19 protein-coding genes are annotated in these 17,323 nt (G+C 62.3%); 14 read left to right on the top strand and 5 right to left on the bottom strand.

Annotation, left to right across the window (positions count from 1 at the left end):
• Nucleotides 1–38: 38 nt before the first annotated feature.
• A complete protein-coding gene (locus tag CK227_RS23700; RefSeq protein ID WP_095774327.1) occupies nucleotides 39–659 on the top strand; it encodes a chloramphenicol phosphotransferase in 621 nt (206 codons plus the stop codon).
• Between the two features lie 31 nt (nucleotides 660–690).
• Here CK227_RS23700 and CK227_RS23695 read toward each other — a convergent pair whose 3' ends face one another.
• The 4 genes from CK227_RS23695 to CK227_RS23680 form a co-directional block, all read right to left on the bottom strand.
• Complete coding sequence (locus CK227_RS23695; protein WP_095774469.1) at nucleotides 691–1,122, bottom strand: HIT family protein; 432 nt, start codon at nucleotides 1,120–1,122, stop codon at nucleotides 691–693.
• 107 nt (nucleotides 1,123–1,229) lie between these two features.
• Nucleotides 1,230–2,444: a GNAT family N-acetyltransferase gene (locus CK227_RS23690; protein WP_095774328.1), complete on the bottom strand. Its 1,215-nt coding sequence runs from the start codon at nucleotides 2,442–2,444 to the stop codon at nucleotides 1,230–1,232.
• 55 nt (nucleotides 2,445–2,499) lie between these two features.
• Entirely contained in the window at nucleotides 2,500–3,228 is a 729-nt protein-coding gene (locus CK227_RS23685; protein ID WP_095774329.1) for a glycerophosphodiester phosphodiesterase, read from the bottom strand.
• A gap of 13 nt (nucleotides 3,229–3,241) precedes the next feature.
• A complete protein-coding gene (locus tag CK227_RS23680; RefSeq protein WP_095774330.1) occupies nucleotides 3,242–3,706 on the bottom strand; it encodes a RidA family protein in 465 nt (154 codons plus the stop codon).
• A gap of 138 nt (nucleotides 3,707–3,844) precedes the next feature.
• On the opposite strand from CK227_RS23680, the gene CK227_RS23675 reads away from it, so the two are divergent.
• From CK227_RS23675 to tsf, 5 genes are all read left to right on the top strand, one after another.
• On the top strand, nucleotides 3,845–4,675 hold the full coding sequence (locus CK227_RS23675) for a cell envelope integrity EipB family protein (protein WP_095774331.1): 831 nt from the start codon (nucleotides 3,845–3,847) through the stop codon (nucleotides 4,673–4,675).
• A 36-nt stretch (nucleotides 4,676–4,711) separates the two neighbouring features.
• Nucleotides 4,712–4,990: a DUF4031 domain-containing protein gene (locus CK227_RS23670; protein ID WP_095774332.1), complete on the top strand. Its 279-nt coding sequence runs from the start codon at nucleotides 4,712–4,714 to the stop codon at nucleotides 4,988–4,990.
• Nucleotides 4,987–5,598 carry a LysE family translocator gene (locus CK227_RS23665; RefSeq protein ID WP_095774333.1) on the top strand — a complete coding sequence of 204 codons (612 nt, stop codon included), beginning with the start codon at nucleotides 4,987–4,989 and terminating at the stop codon, nucleotides 5,596–5,598. The genes CK227_RS23670 and CK227_RS23665 overlap by 4 nt, the downstream gene beginning before the upstream one ends.
• A gap of 177 nt (nucleotides 5,599–5,775) precedes the next feature.
• Complete coding sequence (gene rpsB / locus CK227_RS23660) at nucleotides 5,776–6,558, top strand: 30S ribosomal protein S2 (RefSeq protein ID WP_019858207.1); 783 nt, start codon at nucleotides 5,776–5,778, stop codon at nucleotides 6,556–6,558.
• 110 nt (nucleotides 6,559–6,668) lie between these two features.
• The gene (gene tsf, locus CK227_RS23655) at nucleotides 6,669–7,589 is read left to right on the top strand and encodes a translation elongation factor Ts (RefSeq protein WP_010909555.1); all 921 of its coding nucleotides are present in this window, start codon (nucleotides 6,669–6,671) and stop codon (nucleotides 7,587–7,589) included.
• A gap of 13 nt (nucleotides 7,590–7,602) precedes the next feature.
• On the opposite strand, the gene CK227_RS23650 is transcribed toward tsf, so the two are convergent.
• Entirely contained in the window at nucleotides 7,603–8,538 is a 936-nt protein-coding gene (locus CK227_RS23650) for a LysR family transcriptional regulator (RefSeq protein ID WP_095774334.1), read from the bottom strand.
• A 132-nt stretch (nucleotides 8,539–8,670) separates the two neighbouring features.
• On the opposite strand from CK227_RS23650, the gene CK227_RS23645 reads away from it, so the two are divergent.
• The 8 genes from CK227_RS23645 (at nucleotide 8,671) to bamA (ending at nucleotide 17,306) form a co-directional block, all read left to right on the top strand.
• Nucleotides 8,671–9,198 (top strand): nuclear transport factor 2 family protein, encoded by a 528-nt coding sequence (locus tag CK227_RS23645; protein ID WP_095774335.1) that lies wholly within the window; start codon nucleotides 8,671–8,673, stop codon nucleotides 9,196–9,198.
• Between the two features lie 37 nt (nucleotides 9,199–9,235).
• Nucleotides 9,236–10,345, top strand: a complete 1,110-nt coding sequence (locus CK227_RS23640; protein ID WP_095774336.1) for an aldo/keto reductase — start codon at nucleotides 9,236–9,238, stop codon at nucleotides 10,343–10,345.
• 159 nt (nucleotides 10,346–10,504) lie between these two features.
• Nucleotides 10,505–11,227, top strand: coding sequence for a UMP kinase (gene pyrH / locus CK227_RS23635; protein ID WP_095774470.1), 723 nt, complete (start codon nucleotides 10,505–10,507; stop codon nucleotides 11,225–11,227).
• Nucleotides 11,228–11,335: 108 nt separating this feature from the next.
• Entirely contained in the window at nucleotides 11,336–11,890 is a 555-nt protein-coding gene (gene frr, locus CK227_RS23630; protein ID WP_095200157.1) for a ribosome recycling factor, read from the top strand.
• A 32-nt stretch (nucleotides 11,891–11,922) separates the two neighbouring features.
• Nucleotides 11,923–12,657, top strand: coding sequence for an isoprenyl transferase (locus tag CK227_RS23625; RefSeq protein WP_095774337.1), 735 nt, complete (start codon nucleotides 11,923–11,925; stop codon nucleotides 12,655–12,657).
• Complete coding sequence (locus CK227_RS23620; protein ID WP_095774338.1) at nucleotides 12,654–13,469, top strand: phosphatidate cytidylyltransferase; 816 nt, start codon at nucleotides 12,654–12,656, stop codon at nucleotides 13,467–13,469. The genes CK227_RS23625 and CK227_RS23620 overlap by 4 nt, the downstream gene beginning before the upstream one ends.
• 95 nt (nucleotides 13,470–13,564) lie before the next feature.
• Nucleotides 13,565–14,707, top strand: coding sequence for an RIP metalloprotease RseP (rseP, locus tag CK227_RS23615; protein ID WP_095774339.1), 1,143 nt, complete (start codon nucleotides 13,565–13,567; stop codon nucleotides 14,705–14,707).
• A 217-nt stretch (nucleotides 14,708–14,924) separates the two neighbouring features.
• Nucleotides 14,925–17,306, top strand: coding sequence for an outer membrane protein assembly factor BamA (bamA, locus tag CK227_RS23610; RefSeq protein ID WP_095774340.1), 2,382 nt, complete (start codon nucleotides 14,925–14,927; stop codon nucleotides 17,304–17,306).
• Nucleotides 17,307–17,323: the final 17 nt, after the last annotated feature.

Below are 17,323 nucleotides of genomic sequence, written 5' to 3'. Positions count from 1 at the left end.
GGCAACGGGGCTTTTTCATTTTGAGCAATGGGGTGGCTATGCCCGGCCAGATCGTCATCCTCAACGGCGCGCCGCGGTCGGGAAAATCGAGCATCGCTCGCGCCATTCAGGAAAGCTTCGATGGCGCATGGATGAATCTGGGCGTCGACAGCTATGCCCAGATCATACCGCCGCGACTTCGCCCGGGAATAGGGCTGCGACCCGGCGGCGAACGCCCCGACCTCGAAGTGTTCGTGCCACGCCTTTATGCCGCCCTTTACGAATCGATCGCGGCGCATAGTCGGCTGGGGCTGAACGTCGTGACGGATGTCGGCCATCACGATGCCTATTCGAGGCCGCTCGATTGCCTGGCCGATTGCGCGCGCCGTCTCGCCGGCCTGCCGGTGCTGTTTGTCGGCGTTCTCTGTCCGATTGAAATCATCATGGAAAGGCGAGCCGCCAGCGAGGCGGGCAGGGGGTATGTCACCGGCTCTTCGGGCGATGCCACCCCTTTGCCCGTGCGTCTGTGGCAGGAAGCGGTGCATCGGCCGGGCGTGTACGATCTTGAGGTCGACACCTCGGTCCTCAGCCCTGAACAGTGCGCCCAAGCGATCCGCCGGCGCCTGCGTGATGGCGCCCAGCCGGGCGCGATCGAGCGGTTGGCTCGAGCCGCCAGCTAGACTTTCTCCTGCCCGCGAAACGAGTTGCGGCTCAGCTTCCCAGCGCCGCCCGTATTTTCTCGGCATTCCCGGCAAGCACTTCGGGTTTCTCCATCACGCCGCTATGCGGCTTCAACGGGATGCCGTCGAAACGCGGAATGACATGGACGTGCAGGTGATAGACGGTCTGGCCGGAGGCCGGCTCGTTGAACTGCAGGATGGTAACGCCGTCGGCATTATGCGCCTTCTTGACTGCCCGCGCCACTTTCTGGACGACGTTGAAGAGCGGGCCGAAGGTCGACGGGTTGGCGTCGAGCAGATTGCGCGACGGGGCTTTTGGCACCACCAGGGTATGGCCGGGCCCTTGCGGCATCACATCCATGAAGGCGACGACGGCATCGTCTTCGTAGACGCGGTGCGAGGGAATTTCTCCGCGCAGGATCTTGGCGAAGATGTTGTCGGTCTCATAGGCGGTTTCAGCCATGGCGAACACTCCGGATTGTGCCTCGCGTCCCGTGTAGCGAAGCTGTCCCGGACCGGCAAGACGATGGGACGGGCGATCGGGCGAGATCGGCCATGCCAGAAGGCCTGCTACTCCTCGAGATCCTTGCGAAACGGCGTGTGTTCTTCGAGATAGCCGCTCATCCGCTCCACCTCGCGCCGCTCGCGCTGGAGATAGTCGGCCACCGCATTGCGCAAGCCGGGATGCGAAATGTAGTGGGCCGAATGCATCGTTACCGGCCGGTAGCCGCGCGCCAGCTTGTGCTCCCCCTGGGCGCCCGCCTCGACCACCTTCAGCTTGCGTTCGATGGCGAAGTCGATGGCCTGGTGATAACAGACCTCGAAATGCAGGAAGGGGTGATCCTCGATGCAGCCCCAGTTGCGGCCGTAGAGCGCGTCGGAGCCGATGAAATTGATGGCGCCGGCAATGTAGCGCCCGTTTCGCCTGGCCATCACCAGCAGGATGTCGTCGGCCATGCGTTCGCCGATCAGCGAGAAGAACTGGCGGTTCAGATAGGGGCGGCCCCATTTGCGGCTGCCGGTGTCCATGTAGAAGGCGAAGAAGTTGTCCCACGCCTTTTCCGTCAGGTCCTTGCCGGTCAGCCAGTCGATGGTGATGCCATCGGCGAGCGCCTCGCGCCGTTCCTTCTTCATCGCCTTGCGCTTGCGCGAGGCAAGCGTGGCGAGAAAGTCGTCATAGGTCGAAAAGCCTTCGTTGAAGAAGTGGAATTGCTGGTCTGTGCGGTGCAGGAAACCGGCGGCCTCGAGCGTTGCGACATCGCTCTCCCGCGCGAAGGTGACATGCGCCGAGGACACGCCGAGCTTGTCGGTCACCATTTTGAGGCCAGCGGCAAGCCCGGCCTTCACCGCATCCGGATCCTCGCCCTTGCCGACCAGCAGGCGAGGACCGGTGACCGGCGTGAACGGCACGGCGCATTGCAGTTTTGGATAATAGCGGCCGCCGGCGCGCTCGAAGGCGTCAGACCAGCCGTGGTCGAACACATATTCGCCCTGGCTGTGCGATTTGAGATAGCAGGGGACGGCGCCCAGCAGCCTGCCTTGCGCGGTCTCCAGCCGCAAATGATGCCCCTGCCAGCCGGTGCGTCGCACGGCGCAGCCGGAATCTTCCAGCGCGCTTAAAAAAGCGAATGAAACGAGCGGGTTATAACCATTTTCCGCATCGCCGCGCGTGGTGCCGGCAAAGCCGTTCCACTCATCGCAGGTGAACGCGCCGATGCCTGCGGCGATACGGATCGAATAATCCGCATTTGCAGTTTGCCCGTCGCCATCGTCGCCCTGATCCATGAGGCTTATTTAAGCTCCATCCGGGCCGCTACAAGTCACATTTCAGACACCCCGCTCAAGCGACCTTGACCAGCTCGGGTTCGAACCCTTCGAATGTCATCTGATCGGCATATTTGAAGGTCAAGTCGATCGCTGGCTGATCATGCACCGTCCAGGTGATGACAGGCATTTTGAGCTTTTCACGCACGAAGCTGACGAACGGGTTCGGCAGGTCGCCGGCGGCGTAGGAGGTGAAGGATAGCTCATGCGCCAGCATGGAAAAATGCGCCTCGATCAGCTTGAGGTCCTTGCCGTAGGCGGTCAGGCCAGCGGGAATGCCGGCTGCATGTTTCGGGAAATCGCGGATCAGCCAGTGATCGAACGACATGATCGCCGCCTTGCCCTTGTAGCGCTTGAGCATTTTGCCGACGCGCGCCACCAGGCCTTCGTCGCGGCCTGGAACCCCTTTCAGCTCGACGACCATGGGCACGCGGCCGTCGACGAGGTCGAGCGCTTCCTGCAGCGTCGGCACACGGTCGGATGTGCCGCCAACCCTGAGCGCGGTCAGTTCGGCCGCGCTGCGCTGCCAGACGAAACCGTCCTCTCCGGTCAGCCTTTTCAGGTCGCCATCATGGATGATGATGGGAACGCCATCAGACGACAGATGCACGTCGCATTCGATGGCGTAGCCGCGTTCGGCCGCGGCGGTGAAGGCGGATAGCGTGTTTTCCCAGCGCGTCTTGTTCATGTCGTGGAAGCCGCGATGGGCAACGGGCCGGGCAGTCAGCCAGGATAGGTCGGTCATGTCAGGCCTTCGTTCATTCGACTTCGAAGATGGCTTCGATTTCCACTGCGGCATTAAGCGGCAGGGAGGCAGTGCCGACGGCGGAGCGGGCATGCTTGCCGCGCTCGCCAAGGGCGGCGACCAGGAAATCGGAAGCGCCGTTGGCAACCAGATGCTGCTCGACAAAGTCGGGGGCAGAGGCAACGAAGACGGTGATCTTCACCAGCCGGCGGATCTTCTCCAGGTCGCCGAGCGCGGCCTTGGCCTGCGCCAGAATGTTGATCGCGCAGTATTTCGCCGCGTCCTTGCCGCCTGCCGTGTCGACGTCGCGGCCGAGCAGGCCGCTCGCCTGCAGCTTGCCGTCCTTGAGCGGCAATTGCCCGGCGGTGAACAGCAGAGTGCCCGACCTGCAATAGGGGACGTAGTTGGCGGCAGGTGCGGCGGCGACAGGAAGCGTCACGCCGAGATCGCTTAGCCGCTTTTCGATTGTTTCACTCATTGCTTTTCCCTATTGCTGGAAGGCGCCGCGCTGGCGGGGCCGAAATTGCTATTTTTGCCTCGCTTCCGCCACGACTTTTTTTAAGCTGGACCATCTTTCCCTGCGGCCTGCCATCAGCCGCGACGATCGGAGTACCCCATGCGCGCAGCGCGCCTTGCATTCCATGCCGTTCTGTTGTCGGCGGTGTTCCCGATAGTTCCCGCCTTCGCCGTACCGGCGCTGCAGGCGCATCGCGCCGTGTATGACCTTACCCTCAAAAAGGCCTCAGACCGCTCCGGCATAACAGGCATATCCGGTCGCATGGTCTACGAATTCAACGGTTCGGCCTGCGAAGGCTATACGGTGAAATTCCGGTTCGTCACCCAGATCGTCACCAACGACAATACGCGATTGACCGACCAGCAGACGACGACTTTCGAGGATGCCGAAGGCAAGACCTTCTCATTTGTGACCAAATCCTTTGTCGACCAGAACCTCGACAAAGAGGTCAAGGGTATCGCCACGAAAGATCAGAAGGGGCTCAAGGTCGATATCGACAAGCCCGAGAAGAGCAGTCTGGAACTCGCCGCGACCCAGTTTCCGACCCAGCATTTGGTCGAACTGATCGGCAAGGCCGAAAAAGGCGAGAATTTCTACCAGACGAACCTGTTCGACGGGTCGGAGGACGCCAACAAGGTAATGGCGACCACCGTCGTCGTCGGCAAGAAGACCGAAGCCGACAAGGCCGATCCGGAGGCTCCGGCGCTGGCCAAGCTCGCCACCGACAAATACTGGCCGGTCGACATCGCCTATTTCGACGACAGCGCCCAGAACGGCGAAGAAGTGCCGGAATACCGGATCAGCTTCAAGCTGCACGACAACGGCATCACCCGCGATCTCACCATGGACTATGGCGACTTCTCGATGACCGGCAAGCTGGTCAACCTGTCGCTGTTCGACCAGACCAAGCCTTGCCCGGTCTCGAAATAGCAGGGTTGCGCAATTGAACTGGTCGCGGCGGGCTTGATGGCGGTCTACGTCGATGCGGCGATCTGGAAATGGGCCGGCCATCGCTGGTGCCACCTGATGGCCGACGACACTGACGAACTGCATCGTTTCGCCGCCGCGCTTGGCGTCAAGCGTTCATCCTACCAGGGGCCGCCCAAGACATCGGCTCCGCATTATGACATAACCGGCTTGGAGCGCGACCGCGCGGTGCGGCTCGGCGCCATCGAATGCAGCCGCGAGGAGATCGTCGCGATCTTCCGGCGGGTGCGGGTGCCCAATGGAAAGGCCAAACGATGACACCAACAGCATTTCTCGCCTATTGCGCCGCCGTCACACTCGCTGCCGCCACGCCTGGGCCTGCTATGTTCACGGTCATCTCCAATGGTGTGTCGCGCGGTTTCCTGCGTGCCTTCATGGCCGGCGTCGGGGTCGCCGCCGGCGATGCCGTGCTGGTCACCCTGGCGCTGCTCGGCCTGGTGGCGCTGGCGCAAACCTTCGAATGGATCTTTCTCCTGCTGAAATATGCCGGCGCCGCCTACCTGATCTTTCTCGGCATCAGGATGTGGCGCGCCTCGACCGCGCAATCGAATGGGCCGCGGACGGCCGAGGCGAGATTGTCCCGGTCTTTTTTCCTTGGCGCGTCCATTGCGCTGGGCAACCCCAAGGCGATCCTGTTCCACGCCTCGATCATGCCGCTGATCCTCAACCTCGACACGCTGACATTTGTCGACGGCCTGCTGGTGGTGGCCACCGTCATCAGCGTCAATATCCTGACCATGGGGGTCTATGCGGCGCTTGCCGGCCGGGCGTCTAGCTGGTTCAGGACACCGAAGCGCATGCGGCTGATGAACCGGTTTGCCGGCAGCGCGATGATCGGCACCGGAGCGCTGATTGCCGCACGTTGAGCGGTAAAACGCCGCCCCGCTTGCGTTTGTCGCGCTTCCCCTCTATATGCGCGCTCATTCCACACACGGACTTTGGTGTCTGCCCGGGAGAAATCCGGCTGAAACCTCCGGTGGCGTTAGAGGACATCGTCCAAAAATGCCTGTGTCCGTGGAGGCTAACCGGAAAGGAAAATGAGAATGGCTCTGCCTGATTTCAGCATGCGCCAGCTTTTGGAAGCTGGCATTCACTTCGGCCACCAGACCCACCGCTGGAACCCGAAAATGGCGCCCTACATCTACGGCGCCCGCAACAACATCCACATCATCGACCTCTCGCAGACGGTGCCTTTGCTGCACCAGGCGCTGAAGCAGGTTTCCGACACCGTTGCCAAGGGCGGCCGCGTGCTGTTCGTCGGCACCAAGCGCCAGGCGTCCGACATCGTCGCCGATGCGGCGCAGCGTTCGGCCCAGTACTATGTCAATTCGCGTTGGCTCGGCGGCATGCTGACCAACTGGAAGACGATCTCGAATTCGATCCAGCGCCTGCGCAAGCTCGACGAGATGCTGGCCGGCGAGGCCCAGGGCCTCACCAAGAAGGAGCGCCTGAACCTCGACCGCGAGCGCGAGAAGCTCGACAAGGCTCTGGGCGGCATCAAGGACATGGGCTCGACGCCTGACCTGATGTTCGTGATCGACACCAACAAGGAAGCGATCGCCATCCTCGAGGCCAAGCGTCTCGGCATCCCGGTCGTCGCCATCATCGATTCGAACTGCGATCCGGACAAGATCGACTTCCCGATCCCTGGCAATGACGACGCGGCCCGCGCCATCCAGCTCTATTGCGACCTGATCGCCAAGGCTGCGATCGACGGCATCGCCCGTCAGCAGGGCGCGCTCGGCGTCGATATCGGCGCTTCGGTCGAAGCCCCAGTCGAGCCGGCGCTCGATCCGGCTCCGTCGACCGAGACCCCTCAGGCGTAAAACGGCGAGGGCCGGTTCCGGCCTTCATCTTTCTAATATTTTGGCACGCTAAACGGACGCATCATCGAGTAGCGGTGGTGCGTCGGTGCATTTAAAACAAAGAGGCGACAATGAGCATTTCGGCTGCACAGGTCAAAGAACTCCGCGACTTGACCGGCGCGGGCATGATGGACTGCAAGGCGGCGTTGAACGAGACCAACGGCAACATGGAAGAAGCCGTCGACTGGCTGCGCAAGAAGGGCATTTCCAAGGCTGACAAGAAGGCCGGCCGCACCGCGGCCGAGGGGCTGATCGGCGTCGATGCCGGCGTGCGCGAAGCTGCCGTCGTCGAGGTCAATTCCGAGACCGACTTCGTCGCCCGCAACGCCGCGTTCCAGGAGATCGTCGCCAACGTTGCCAAGGTTGCTCTCGCCTACGGCACGACGGAAGCCGTGGCTGCCGCGAAGTATCCGGGTTCGGACAAGTCGGTCACCGACACCATCAAGGATGCGGTCGGCACCATTGGCGAGAATCTGGGCTTCCGCCGCTCGGCCAAGCTGACGGTTCCGCACGGCGCGGTTGCGACCTATGTCCACAACGCGGTCGCCGACGGCCTCGGCAAGCTCGGCGTGCTGGTTGCGATCGAAACCACCGGCAACGAGCATGCCGCCAATGCTTTCGGCCGTCAGGTCGCCATGCATGTCGCCGCCACCAACCCGATGGCGTTGACGGCGGAGCAGATCGATCCGGCAGCGGTCGAGCGTGAGAAGGCGATCTTCTCCGATCAGGCGCGCCAGTCCGGCAAGCCGGAAGCGATCATCGAAAAGATGGTCGAGGGCCGCATGCGCAAGTTCTACGAGGAAGTCGTGCTCTTGAAGCAGGCCTTCGTGCTCAATCCCGACATCACCGTCGAGAAGGCGCTGAAGGATGCCGAGAAGGAAATCGGCGCGCCGGCCAAGATCACGGCCTATTTGCGCTTCGCGCTCGGCGAGGGCATCGAGAAGGAAGAGACCGACTTCGCGGCGGAAGTCGCGGCGGCGGTCAAGAAGTAAACTTCCTACCGCTTTATGCCGAAAGCGTTTTTCGGCCGGATGTCCGCAGGGATGTCCGGCCGATTTCTTGTGCGGTGTCGATAAAGGCCCGTAGTTTCGGCGCCATCGCCGCACGGCGCGGGAAATAGAGGAAAAGGCCGGGTTCCTCGATTGCCGATTGCGGCAGGACCTGCACCAGGCGGCCGGCCGCAAGATCGGCGCGCGCCAGCGGTTCGAACATATAGGCAAGGCCCACTCCGGCTAGCGCCAGGTCAATCGCCGCGAGCGAATCCGTGACAACGACCGTACCGCCGGTCTTCATCACGACATCCTTGCCGTCTTCGGTCAAATCCCAGCGATAGAGGGCACCGGAGCGGACAAGCCGGTAGCCGATGCAATTGTGGTTGGCGAGATCGGCGACGCTGCGCGGACGGCCGCGGCGCCCGATATAGGCGGGAGAAGCGACGATGACGGTTTTGAACGGAGGCGTGAGCCGCACGGCCACCATGTCCTGCGCGATCATCTCGCCCAGCCGGATGCCGGCGTCAAAGCCTTCGCCGACGATGTCGACCAGCCCCGGATCGGCGAAAATCTCCACCGTAACGTCCGGATAGCGCTCGGCCATCGCCGCGACGACAGGCGTCACCGCCAATGGAATCGCGATGGTGGAGGCGTTGATCCTGAGCAGGCCGGAGGGCCTGCCCTTGACGCTGCGGATTCGATCGATCCGCTCGCCAATATCCTGAAGGGCAGGAGCCGCGGTCTCCACCAGCGCCTTGCCGGCTTCGGTCAGTGAGACGCTGCGCGTCGTGCGCGCGAACAAGGGCTGGCCGATGCGCTCCTCGACCAGCCGCACCGCATGGCTGACCGCTGACGGGCTCATGCCAAGTTCGGCGGCGGCAAGCGCGAAGCCGCCACGCCGGGCAACGGCCACGATGACAGGCAGATGCGTGAGGAGATCCCGATCCATTCATGCACGATATCGCATGGTGTTTGCAGACAATGCAATCTTATCGATGCCGACGCGGTGATCCACATTGTCGCCAACAGGTCGGCGCCCCCACACATCGGCAATCGGCCGATGGCATCAAGGAGAAGAGACATGAATGCATTGAAGCACGTAACGTTCGCGGCAGGCATGGCGCTGGCGCCGATCGATGCCGGCGGGGCCGAACCTTCCGGCTGGCAGGCGCTCGCGGACGAACGCGCGGTCATCCGCATTGCGGACGCCATCGACCGCGCCGTGGACGCGCAGGACTGGAAACTGGCGCGCAGCCACTTCGCGGATCGGGTTATCGCTGATTTCAGCAGCCTGTCCGGGCAGCCTGCGGCCAACATCGCCTCCGACGAGCTGAGAGGCACCTGGGCCGGCAATCTCAAGGGCTCGAAGAGGAGCCTGCATTTGCGCACCAATCACCAGGTCGTTCTCAAGGCGGACACGGCGACCGTCTGTTCGAATGGCTATGCCTGGAACCGGATGGAAGGCAATGGCGACCCGCTTTGGGAAGTCTGGGGCACCTATGAGCATCACCTGACGCGCTCCTCCTCCGGCTGGAAAGTCGACGGCTTCACGTTCCGCATGACGCATGAGCGCGGCAATCCTTGGGTCAAGGCGACCCCAGGCCTGTGAGGCCACAGCTTTCACCAACAAGTATTGGAAAACGATCATGACCATGACCTATTACACCCTCGGCAATAGCGGCCTCAGGGTCAGCCGGCTGGCGCTCGGCACGATGACTTTCGGCAAGGAATGGGGCTGGGGAGCTGACAGGGAGACAGCCCGCGCGATGTTCGACGCCTATGTCGAGGCGGGCGGCAATTTCTTCGACACGGCGGACCTCTACACCGGTGGCACGGCCGAAGCCTGGCTTGGCGAATTCATCGCCGAGCGGGGCTTGCGCGACACCGCGGTAATCGCCAGCAAGTTCACCATGAACATGCAGCCGGGCAATCCGAATGCCGGCGGCAACGGCCGCAAGAACATCATGCGGGCGGTCGATGCCTCGCTGAAGCGGCTGGGCACCGACTATATAGATCTCTATCTCATGCATGTGTGGGACAGGCTGACGCCGGCCGAGGAGGTCATGCGCTCGCTGGACGATCTCGTGCGCGCGGGGAAAATTCGCCATGTCGGCCTGTCCGATGTGCCGGCCTGGTATGCGGGACGGGCACAGGCGATCGCCGAGCTGCGCGGGTATGAGCCGGTTTCGGCCCTGCAGCTCGAATACTCCCTGGCCGAGCGCTCGATCGAGAACGAGTTCGTGCCTTTCGGCACGCGCCATGGCGCCGGCATCATGGTCTGGAGCCCGCTCGTCAGTGGGCTGCTCAGCGGCAAGTATCGGCCGGCCCAGGCCGGAAATGCCGGCCGGCTCGACGGTTTCCGCAATTCGGCTCATCCGGGATTCCAGAAATTCACGGAGCGCAACTGGTCCATCGTGGCCGAACTCGAAAAGGTCGCGTCCGAACTCGGCCGCAGCATGCCGCAGGTCGCGCTCAACTGGGTGGCGACGCAGCCGGGGATCGCCACGGTCATCCTCGGTGCGACGACGCTTGCCCAGATCAAGGACAATCTTGGCGCGCTGGATTTCGAGATTCCGCTAGGGCTTCGCGACCGGCTGGATGCGGTCAGCAGAACGCCGGCGCCGTTCCCCTATTCCTATTTCGGATCGCTGATACAGGCGCGCGTCACCGGTGGTGCGGCAACCGGCGACAAGCCCTCCGGCTACGCAACGCCGGTGCTTGTCGAGGGCGAGCCGGCCAGCGTGTCGACCGACTGATCGATCCCGCAGCTTGCCACCAATTTGCCGGTCGGGCGCCGCGTGACATCGCGGCGCCCTTCGTGTATCGGAACTCGGCATCATGCCAATGTTCGGGCGCGGCGCCTGCGCGAGGGCGGCCAGCCCAGGCGCGACCACATGAAAAATGACGAGGACCAGATGACGGTGAAGCCCCTCTACCGACGTGTCTTGCTGAAAGCGTCGGGCGAAGCGTTGATGGGCGAACAGCATTTCGGCATCGATGTCTCCGTCGTGGATCGCATCGCCGCTGACATCGCCGAGGCCCGAGCGCTTGGCATCGAGGTCGGCGTCGTCATCGGCGGCGGCAATATCTTCCGTGGTGTGGCTGTCGCCTCCAAGGGCGGAGACCGCGTTACCGGCGACCACATGGGCATGCTTGCCACGGTCATCAACTCGCTGGCGCTGCGCACCTCGCTGAACAAGATCGGCGTCGACGCCGTGGTGCTGTCCGCGATCGCCATGCCGGAGTTGTGCGAAAGCTTTTCGCAGCGCCAGGCCACCGCCTACATGAACCAGGGCAAGGTGGTGATCTTTGCCGGCGGCACCGGCAATCCGTTCTTCACCACTGATTCGGCGGCGGCGCTGCGCGCGGCCGAAATCGGCGCCGATGCGCTGTTCAAGGGCACGCAGGTCGATGGCGTCTATTCGGCCGACCCAAAAAAGGATCCGAATGCGACGCGTTTCGAGCGCATCAGCCATGCCGAAGTCATAAATCGAGGCCTTTCCATCATGGATACGGCTGCGATTGCACTTGCGCGCGAAAACAACATTCCGATAATCGTCTATTCGATCCACGAAAAAGGTGGTTTCGGCGATATTCTGAGGGGCGGCGGCCGCTGCACGGTCGTCGCGGACGGTTGATCCGGAGCCTGATCCCTGGAAAGGGAGACCGGCTTTTCGAAAATCAGGCTCGAACGGGGCCTTGCCCCGAGGCAGTGAACCCGCGGCAGACGGGTCGAGGAGACTAAGATGAGTGGTGAGTACGACGATCTCAAGCGGCGCATGGATGGGGCAATCGCCGCGTTCAAGCATGATTTGGCTTCGCTGCGGACCGGCCGCGCCTCCAGCAATCTGCTCGATGCCATCCAGGTGCAGGCCTATGGCACCACCATGCCGATCAACCAGGTGGCCAACGTCACGGTGCCGGAGCCGCGCATGATCTCGGTGTCGATCTGGGACAAGTCGATGGTCGGCGCCGTCGACCGCGCCATCCGCGAATCCAACCTGGGCTTCAATCCCATCGTCGACGGCACCAATCTGAGGATTCCGCTGCCGGAGCTCAACGAGCAGCGCCGCAAGGAACTGGTCAAGATCTCGCACGGCTATGCCGAGAATGCGCGTGTCGCCGCGCGCCATGTGCGCCGCGACGGCATGGACTTCCTGAAGAAGGCCGAGAAGGACGGCGCTATCAGCGAGGATGATCAGCGCAAGCGTTCGGATCAGGTCCAGAAGCTTACAGACGAAACGATCAGCACCATCGATCATCTGCTTTCCGACAAGGAAGCTGAAATCATGCAGGTTTAGGGTTGGCGGCCGGCTGACCCGAAAGCGAGATCATGACAACGCCCGCGCATGTCGCGATCATCATGGATGGAAATGGACGCTGGGCCAAGGCGCGCGGCATGCCGAGGCTTGCCGGTCATCGCGCCGGCGTCGAGGCATTGCGCAAAACGGTGCGCGCGGCGCCCGATCTCGGCATCTCCTACCTGACCGTCTATGCGTTCTCGTCGGAAAACTGGTCGCGGCCGAAGGCCGAGGTCAGCGACCTGATGGGACTGTTGAAGCTGTTCATCCGCCGTGATCTCGCCGAACTGCACCAGAGCGGCGTGCGGGTCAGGATCATCGGCGACAGGGCAGGGCTGCAGGCCGACATCCGAGGGTTGCTCGAAGAGGCCGAATCGCTGACCGCGCGTAACGAGTCCCTGACGCTGGTGATCGCCTTCAACTATGGCGGGCGCGACGAGATCGTCCGCACGGCGCGCAAGCTTGCCTTGGCCGCGGCGCGCGGCGAAATCGACGCCGAATCGATCACAGCAGAGAGCTTTGCCGGCTGTCTCGACACGCAAGGCATTCCCGATCCGGAACTGGTCATACGCACCAGCGGCGAGCTTCGCCTGTCCAACTTCCTCTTGTGGCAGGCCGCTTACAGCGAGCTCGTCTTCCTGCCTTGCTATTGGCCTGACTTCAGCCGCGAACACCTTGCCGAGGCGTTGCGCGAGTTTGCCGGCCGCGAGCGCCGTTTCGGCGGAGTGGGCCCGCAAGACGTCGCTTCGCGACCGGCCGCGGGATGAGCAACCTTCAGCTCCGCGTCATTTCAGCGGTCGTGCTTGCCGTCATCGCCCTCGGCCTGACCTGGCTTGGTGGCCTGCCATTCCGACTGCTGTGCGCGGCCATGTCGGCGATGATCTTCTATGAGTGGACACGCATGTCGCGGCCAGCCGCGGCCAATGGGCTGGGCTTCCTGCCCGAAGCGCTGGTCGTCGTTTTCATCGGTGCCTTGATTGCCGGGCTTGCCGCATCGTGGCTGGTGCTGCTCGTCGCGATTCTGATCGCCGTTACGGCGACTGCCGCCCTGGTTCGCAAGGCCGGGCAGTGGGAGGCAAGCGGTCTTGCCTATGCCAGCGTGTCCGGCCTGTCGCTTGCGTTGTTGCGTGATGGCGACCATCCGGGCCTCGTCGCCATCCTGTTCCTGTTCGCGGTCGTCTGGGCGACCGACATTTTTGCCTATTTCGTCGGGCGCGCCGTCGGTGGTCCCAAGCTGGCGCCGTCGATTTCGCCCGGCAAGACGCGCAGCGGCGCGGTCGGCGGCGCGGTTGGCGGCGCTGTCGCCGGGGTTGTGCTGGCAGCAGCCGCCGGTGCCGGCAATCTGGCCTTGCTTGGCCTCGTGGCGCTTGTGCTTTCGATTATCGCTCAGGCTGGAGACCTGTTCGAATCCTGGGTCAAGCGGCGGCATGGCCGCAAGGATTCGGGCGTGCTCATTCCAGGCCATGGCGGTGTCATGGACCGTGTCGACGGGCTTGTCGCGGCGGCTCTTGCCCTATACGTCATTGGCTGGATTTCGGCGGGCGCCGATCATCCGGCGCAGGGGCTATTTCCGATTTGAACGGTGTCGTTTCACGATCTGGTGCGGGCGTGCCTTGGATTCGCCTGGATTGATGTCACAGTCACCGCGACAGCGGAAGAATTTGAGGGCATGAGTTGAACGGGATTCTTCACGCGATTTTCTCCACCGAAGGCTTTTTTCTCGGCACGCTCGTGCCGTTTCTCTTCGTGCTGACCGTGGTCGTGTTCGTCCACGAGATGGGCCACTACCTCGTCGGTCGCTGGTGCGGCATCGGGGTCAGGGCCTTCTCGATCGGCTTCGGTCCCGAACTCATCGGCTTCAACGACCGGCATGGCACGCGCTGGAAGCTTTGCGCCATACCGCTTGGCGGCTATGTCAAATTTGTCGGCGACATGAACGCCACCTCCAGCCAGCCCACCTCGCAAGAGCTCGAAACGCTGACCGACGAGGAGCGCAAGGTTGCCTTCCACACCCAGGCCATCTGGAAGCGTGCGGCGACCGTGGTGGCTGGACCCCTGTTCAATTTCCTTCTGGCGATCGTCGTCTTCTCCGTGCTGTTTGCGTCCTATGGGCGTTATGTCGCAGAGCCCATGGTGGCGGAAGTCACAGCGGACAGTCCGGCGGCAAAGGCCGGCATCCAGCCTGGCGATCGATTCGTCAGTGTCGACGGCAGCAAGGTCGAAACCTTTGGCGATGTGCAGCGGCTGGTCTCGGGCCGCGCCGGCGATACCATCACCTTTGTCATGCTGCGCGGCGGCAAGGAAATCACGGTGACCGCGACGCCGCAGTTGATGGAGCAGCAAGACGCGCTCGGCAACAAGGTCAAGGTCGCAGTGATCGGCGTTGTCAACAACAAGGAACTCGGTCAGCCGCGTCTCATCACCTACACACCGGTCGGGGCGGTTGCGGCGGCAGTTGAGGAAACGGGCCACGTCATCGAACGCACCGGCCAGTTCTTGCAGCGTTTCGCCGTCGGGCGCGAGGACAAGTGCCAATTGGGCGGTCCCGTCAAGATCGCGGACATGGCCGGCAAGGCGGCGAAACTCGGTTTCGAATGGCTCGTGCAGCTCGTCGCGCTGCTCTCCGTTGGCATAGGTATTCTAAACCTTTTGCCGATTCCCCCCCTCGACGGCGGCCATCTGTTGTTCTACGGGGTGGAGGCCGTCATTCGCCGGCCGGTGTCGGAACGGATGATGGAAATGGCCTATCGGGCCGGTCTGCTCCTGGTCTTGTGCTTCATGGGTTTCGTATTCTGGAACGATCTGTTTGGGTGCTGAAATCATGAAGAAATTTGGCTTTGGCATGGTCGATGTTGAGACGCCGTTTACCATGCACGGGGATATGAGTGACGCGAAAGCCACGCACCAGGGTTAAGTAAATACAAATTAACCAGAAGCCTTGCGTGTAGGGAAAATCCGGTTAATACGGTAGGGGAAATTACCGCACGTCCGGTTTTCTCGCCGTGGGGACTACGAGAAAAGGTTATTAAGCCCGATGAAGGCAGCATCCAAGTTTCTGAGCGCCGCGTCAGCGGCGGCACTGTCCGCCGCTCTGGTCGTGCCAGGTGCGCTCGCAGTACAATTCGTTGCCACATCGGCGGCTGAAGCCGCTGTCGTCAGCAGGGTCGAGGTGAGCGGCAACCAGCGTGTCGACGCCGATACCATCCGCAACTACATCACCATCAAGCCCGGCAAGGCCTTCTCCAGTTCCGATGTGGACGCGGCCGTCAAGGCGCTGTTTGGCACTGGCCTGTTCTCGGACGTGCAGATCAATCAGGTCGGCTCGACGCTGGTGGTCAAGGTTGCCGAATACAAGGTCGTCAACCAGGTGCTGTTCCAGGGCAACAAGAAGCTCAAGGACAACGCGCTCCAGGCGGCGGTCCAGCTGAAGCCGCGTGGCACATTCTCGCAGGCGACGCTCGATTCCGACGTCGAGGCCGTGAAAGCCGCTTATAGGCGCATAGGCCGCGATGATGCAGGCGTGACCACGCAGATCATGGAACTCGGCGACAACCGCGTGAACGTGGTGTTCCACATCACCGAAGGCGACCGTACGCAGATCGCGGCGATCAATTTCGTCGGCAACAGCGCCTATTCGAGCCGCCGTCTGTCGGACGTGATCAACACCAAGCGTTCGTCCTGGGTGTCGTTCATCCTGCGCGACGACGTCTATGACGAGGACAAGCTGCGCGCCGACCAGGAGCTGCTGCGCCGCTTCTATTACAACCACGGCTACGCCGATTTCCAGGTCGTGTCGGCCGTCGGCGAACTCGACAATGCGACGAACAAATACACGGTCACCATCACCGTCCAGGAAGGCGAGCGCTACAATTTCGGCGATATCAGCGTCGAAAGCACGATCCCGGAAGTCGACTCCAAGTCGCTAGAATCGGTGGTCGAGACCCACAAGGGCGATGTCTACAACGCCAAGGATGTCGAGGACTCCATCATCGCTCTCACCGAGAAGGTGGCCGGTTCAGGCTATGCCTTCGCGCAGGTAACGCCGCGCGGCGATCGCAATTTCGAGAACCATACGATTTCGGTGGTCTATACGGTCGACCAGGGCACCAAGGCCTATATCGAGCGCATCGAGATCCGCGGCAATGACCGCACGCGTGACTATGTCATCCGCCGCGAATTCGATGTCAGCGAAGGCGATGCGTTTAACCAGGTGCTCATCCAGCGCGCGAAGAAACGCCTGGAAGACCTGAATTATTTTGACAAAGTCGAAATCTCGACGGTGCCCGGCTCGCAGCCCGATCAGGTCGTGCTTGTGGTCGACGTGGTCGAAAAGTCGACGGGTGAATTCTCCGTTGGCGCCGGCTATTCGACCGGCGGTGACTCGGCAGGCCCGTCCGTCGAAGGATCGATCACCGAGCGCAACTTCCTCGGCCGCGGCCAGTTCATCAAGCTGTCGGCGGGCGGCGGCAAGAATTCGCGCGACTACAGCGTGTCATTTACCGAGCCGTATTTCCTCGGACGGCGCATCGCCGCCGGCTTCGACATCTACAAGTCGACGAGGCAATACAACGACAACTATGACAGCGATACCGTAGGTGCGACGGTTCGCTTCGGGCTGCCGATCACCAACAGCATCACGACCCAGCTGGCGTATAATATCTCTCAGGAGAAGTATAAGGTCGACGACAGTTGCGGTCCTACCAGTGTCGGAGACCCAGACGGCGCCTGTACGATTTCGCCAGCCATCCTGGATGGCATCGCAGAAAGCCCCTGGATCAAGTCTTCGGTCAGCCTGGGATTGGTCTACAACACCATCGACGACATGAAGAACCCGCATGAGGGTATCTATGCCAACACGACGGTGGAGGTCGCGGGTCTCGGCGGCGATGCCAAGTTCGTGAAGATCACCGGTCGCGGCAGCGTCTATCAGACTCTGTCCGAACAGCTCGACCTTGTCGGCCTCATTTCAGGTGGCGCTGGCCACGTCGAGGGTTACGGCAACGAAGGTGGTCTGCGCATCTTCGATCAGTTCCAGAGTACCGACCGCATGATCCGCGGCTTTGCCTATGGCGGCATCGGTCCGGTCGACTCCTCCGGTGTTGGCGACCATCTGGGCGGCACGACCTATTTCAACGCCTCTGCCGAGGCCCAGTTCCCGCTGCCGGTCGTTCCCGAGAGCTTCGGCCTGCGTGGCGCGGTCTTCGCCGACGCTGCAACGCTCTACGGCAACAAGATTGCTGATCAGACACTGGTCGATCAGGACTCGACCGGCATGAAATTGCGCGCTTCGGTCGGCGTCGGCCTAATGTGGGCCTCGCCGTTCGGTCCGATCCGTATCGACTATGCGATCCCGGTCAAGAAGGAAGCGAGCGACGACGTGCAGGAATTCAACTTCGGCATATCGACCCGCTTCTGATCGGCGGCCAACGATGC

It is taken from the genome of Mesorhizobium sp. WSM4308 (assembly GCF_002294905.1).
Classification (GTDB): Bacteria; Pseudomonadota; Alphaproteobacteria; order Rhizobiales; family Rhizobiaceae; genus Mesorhizobium.
This window is presented reverse-complemented; position numbering and strand designations above follow the sequence as displayed.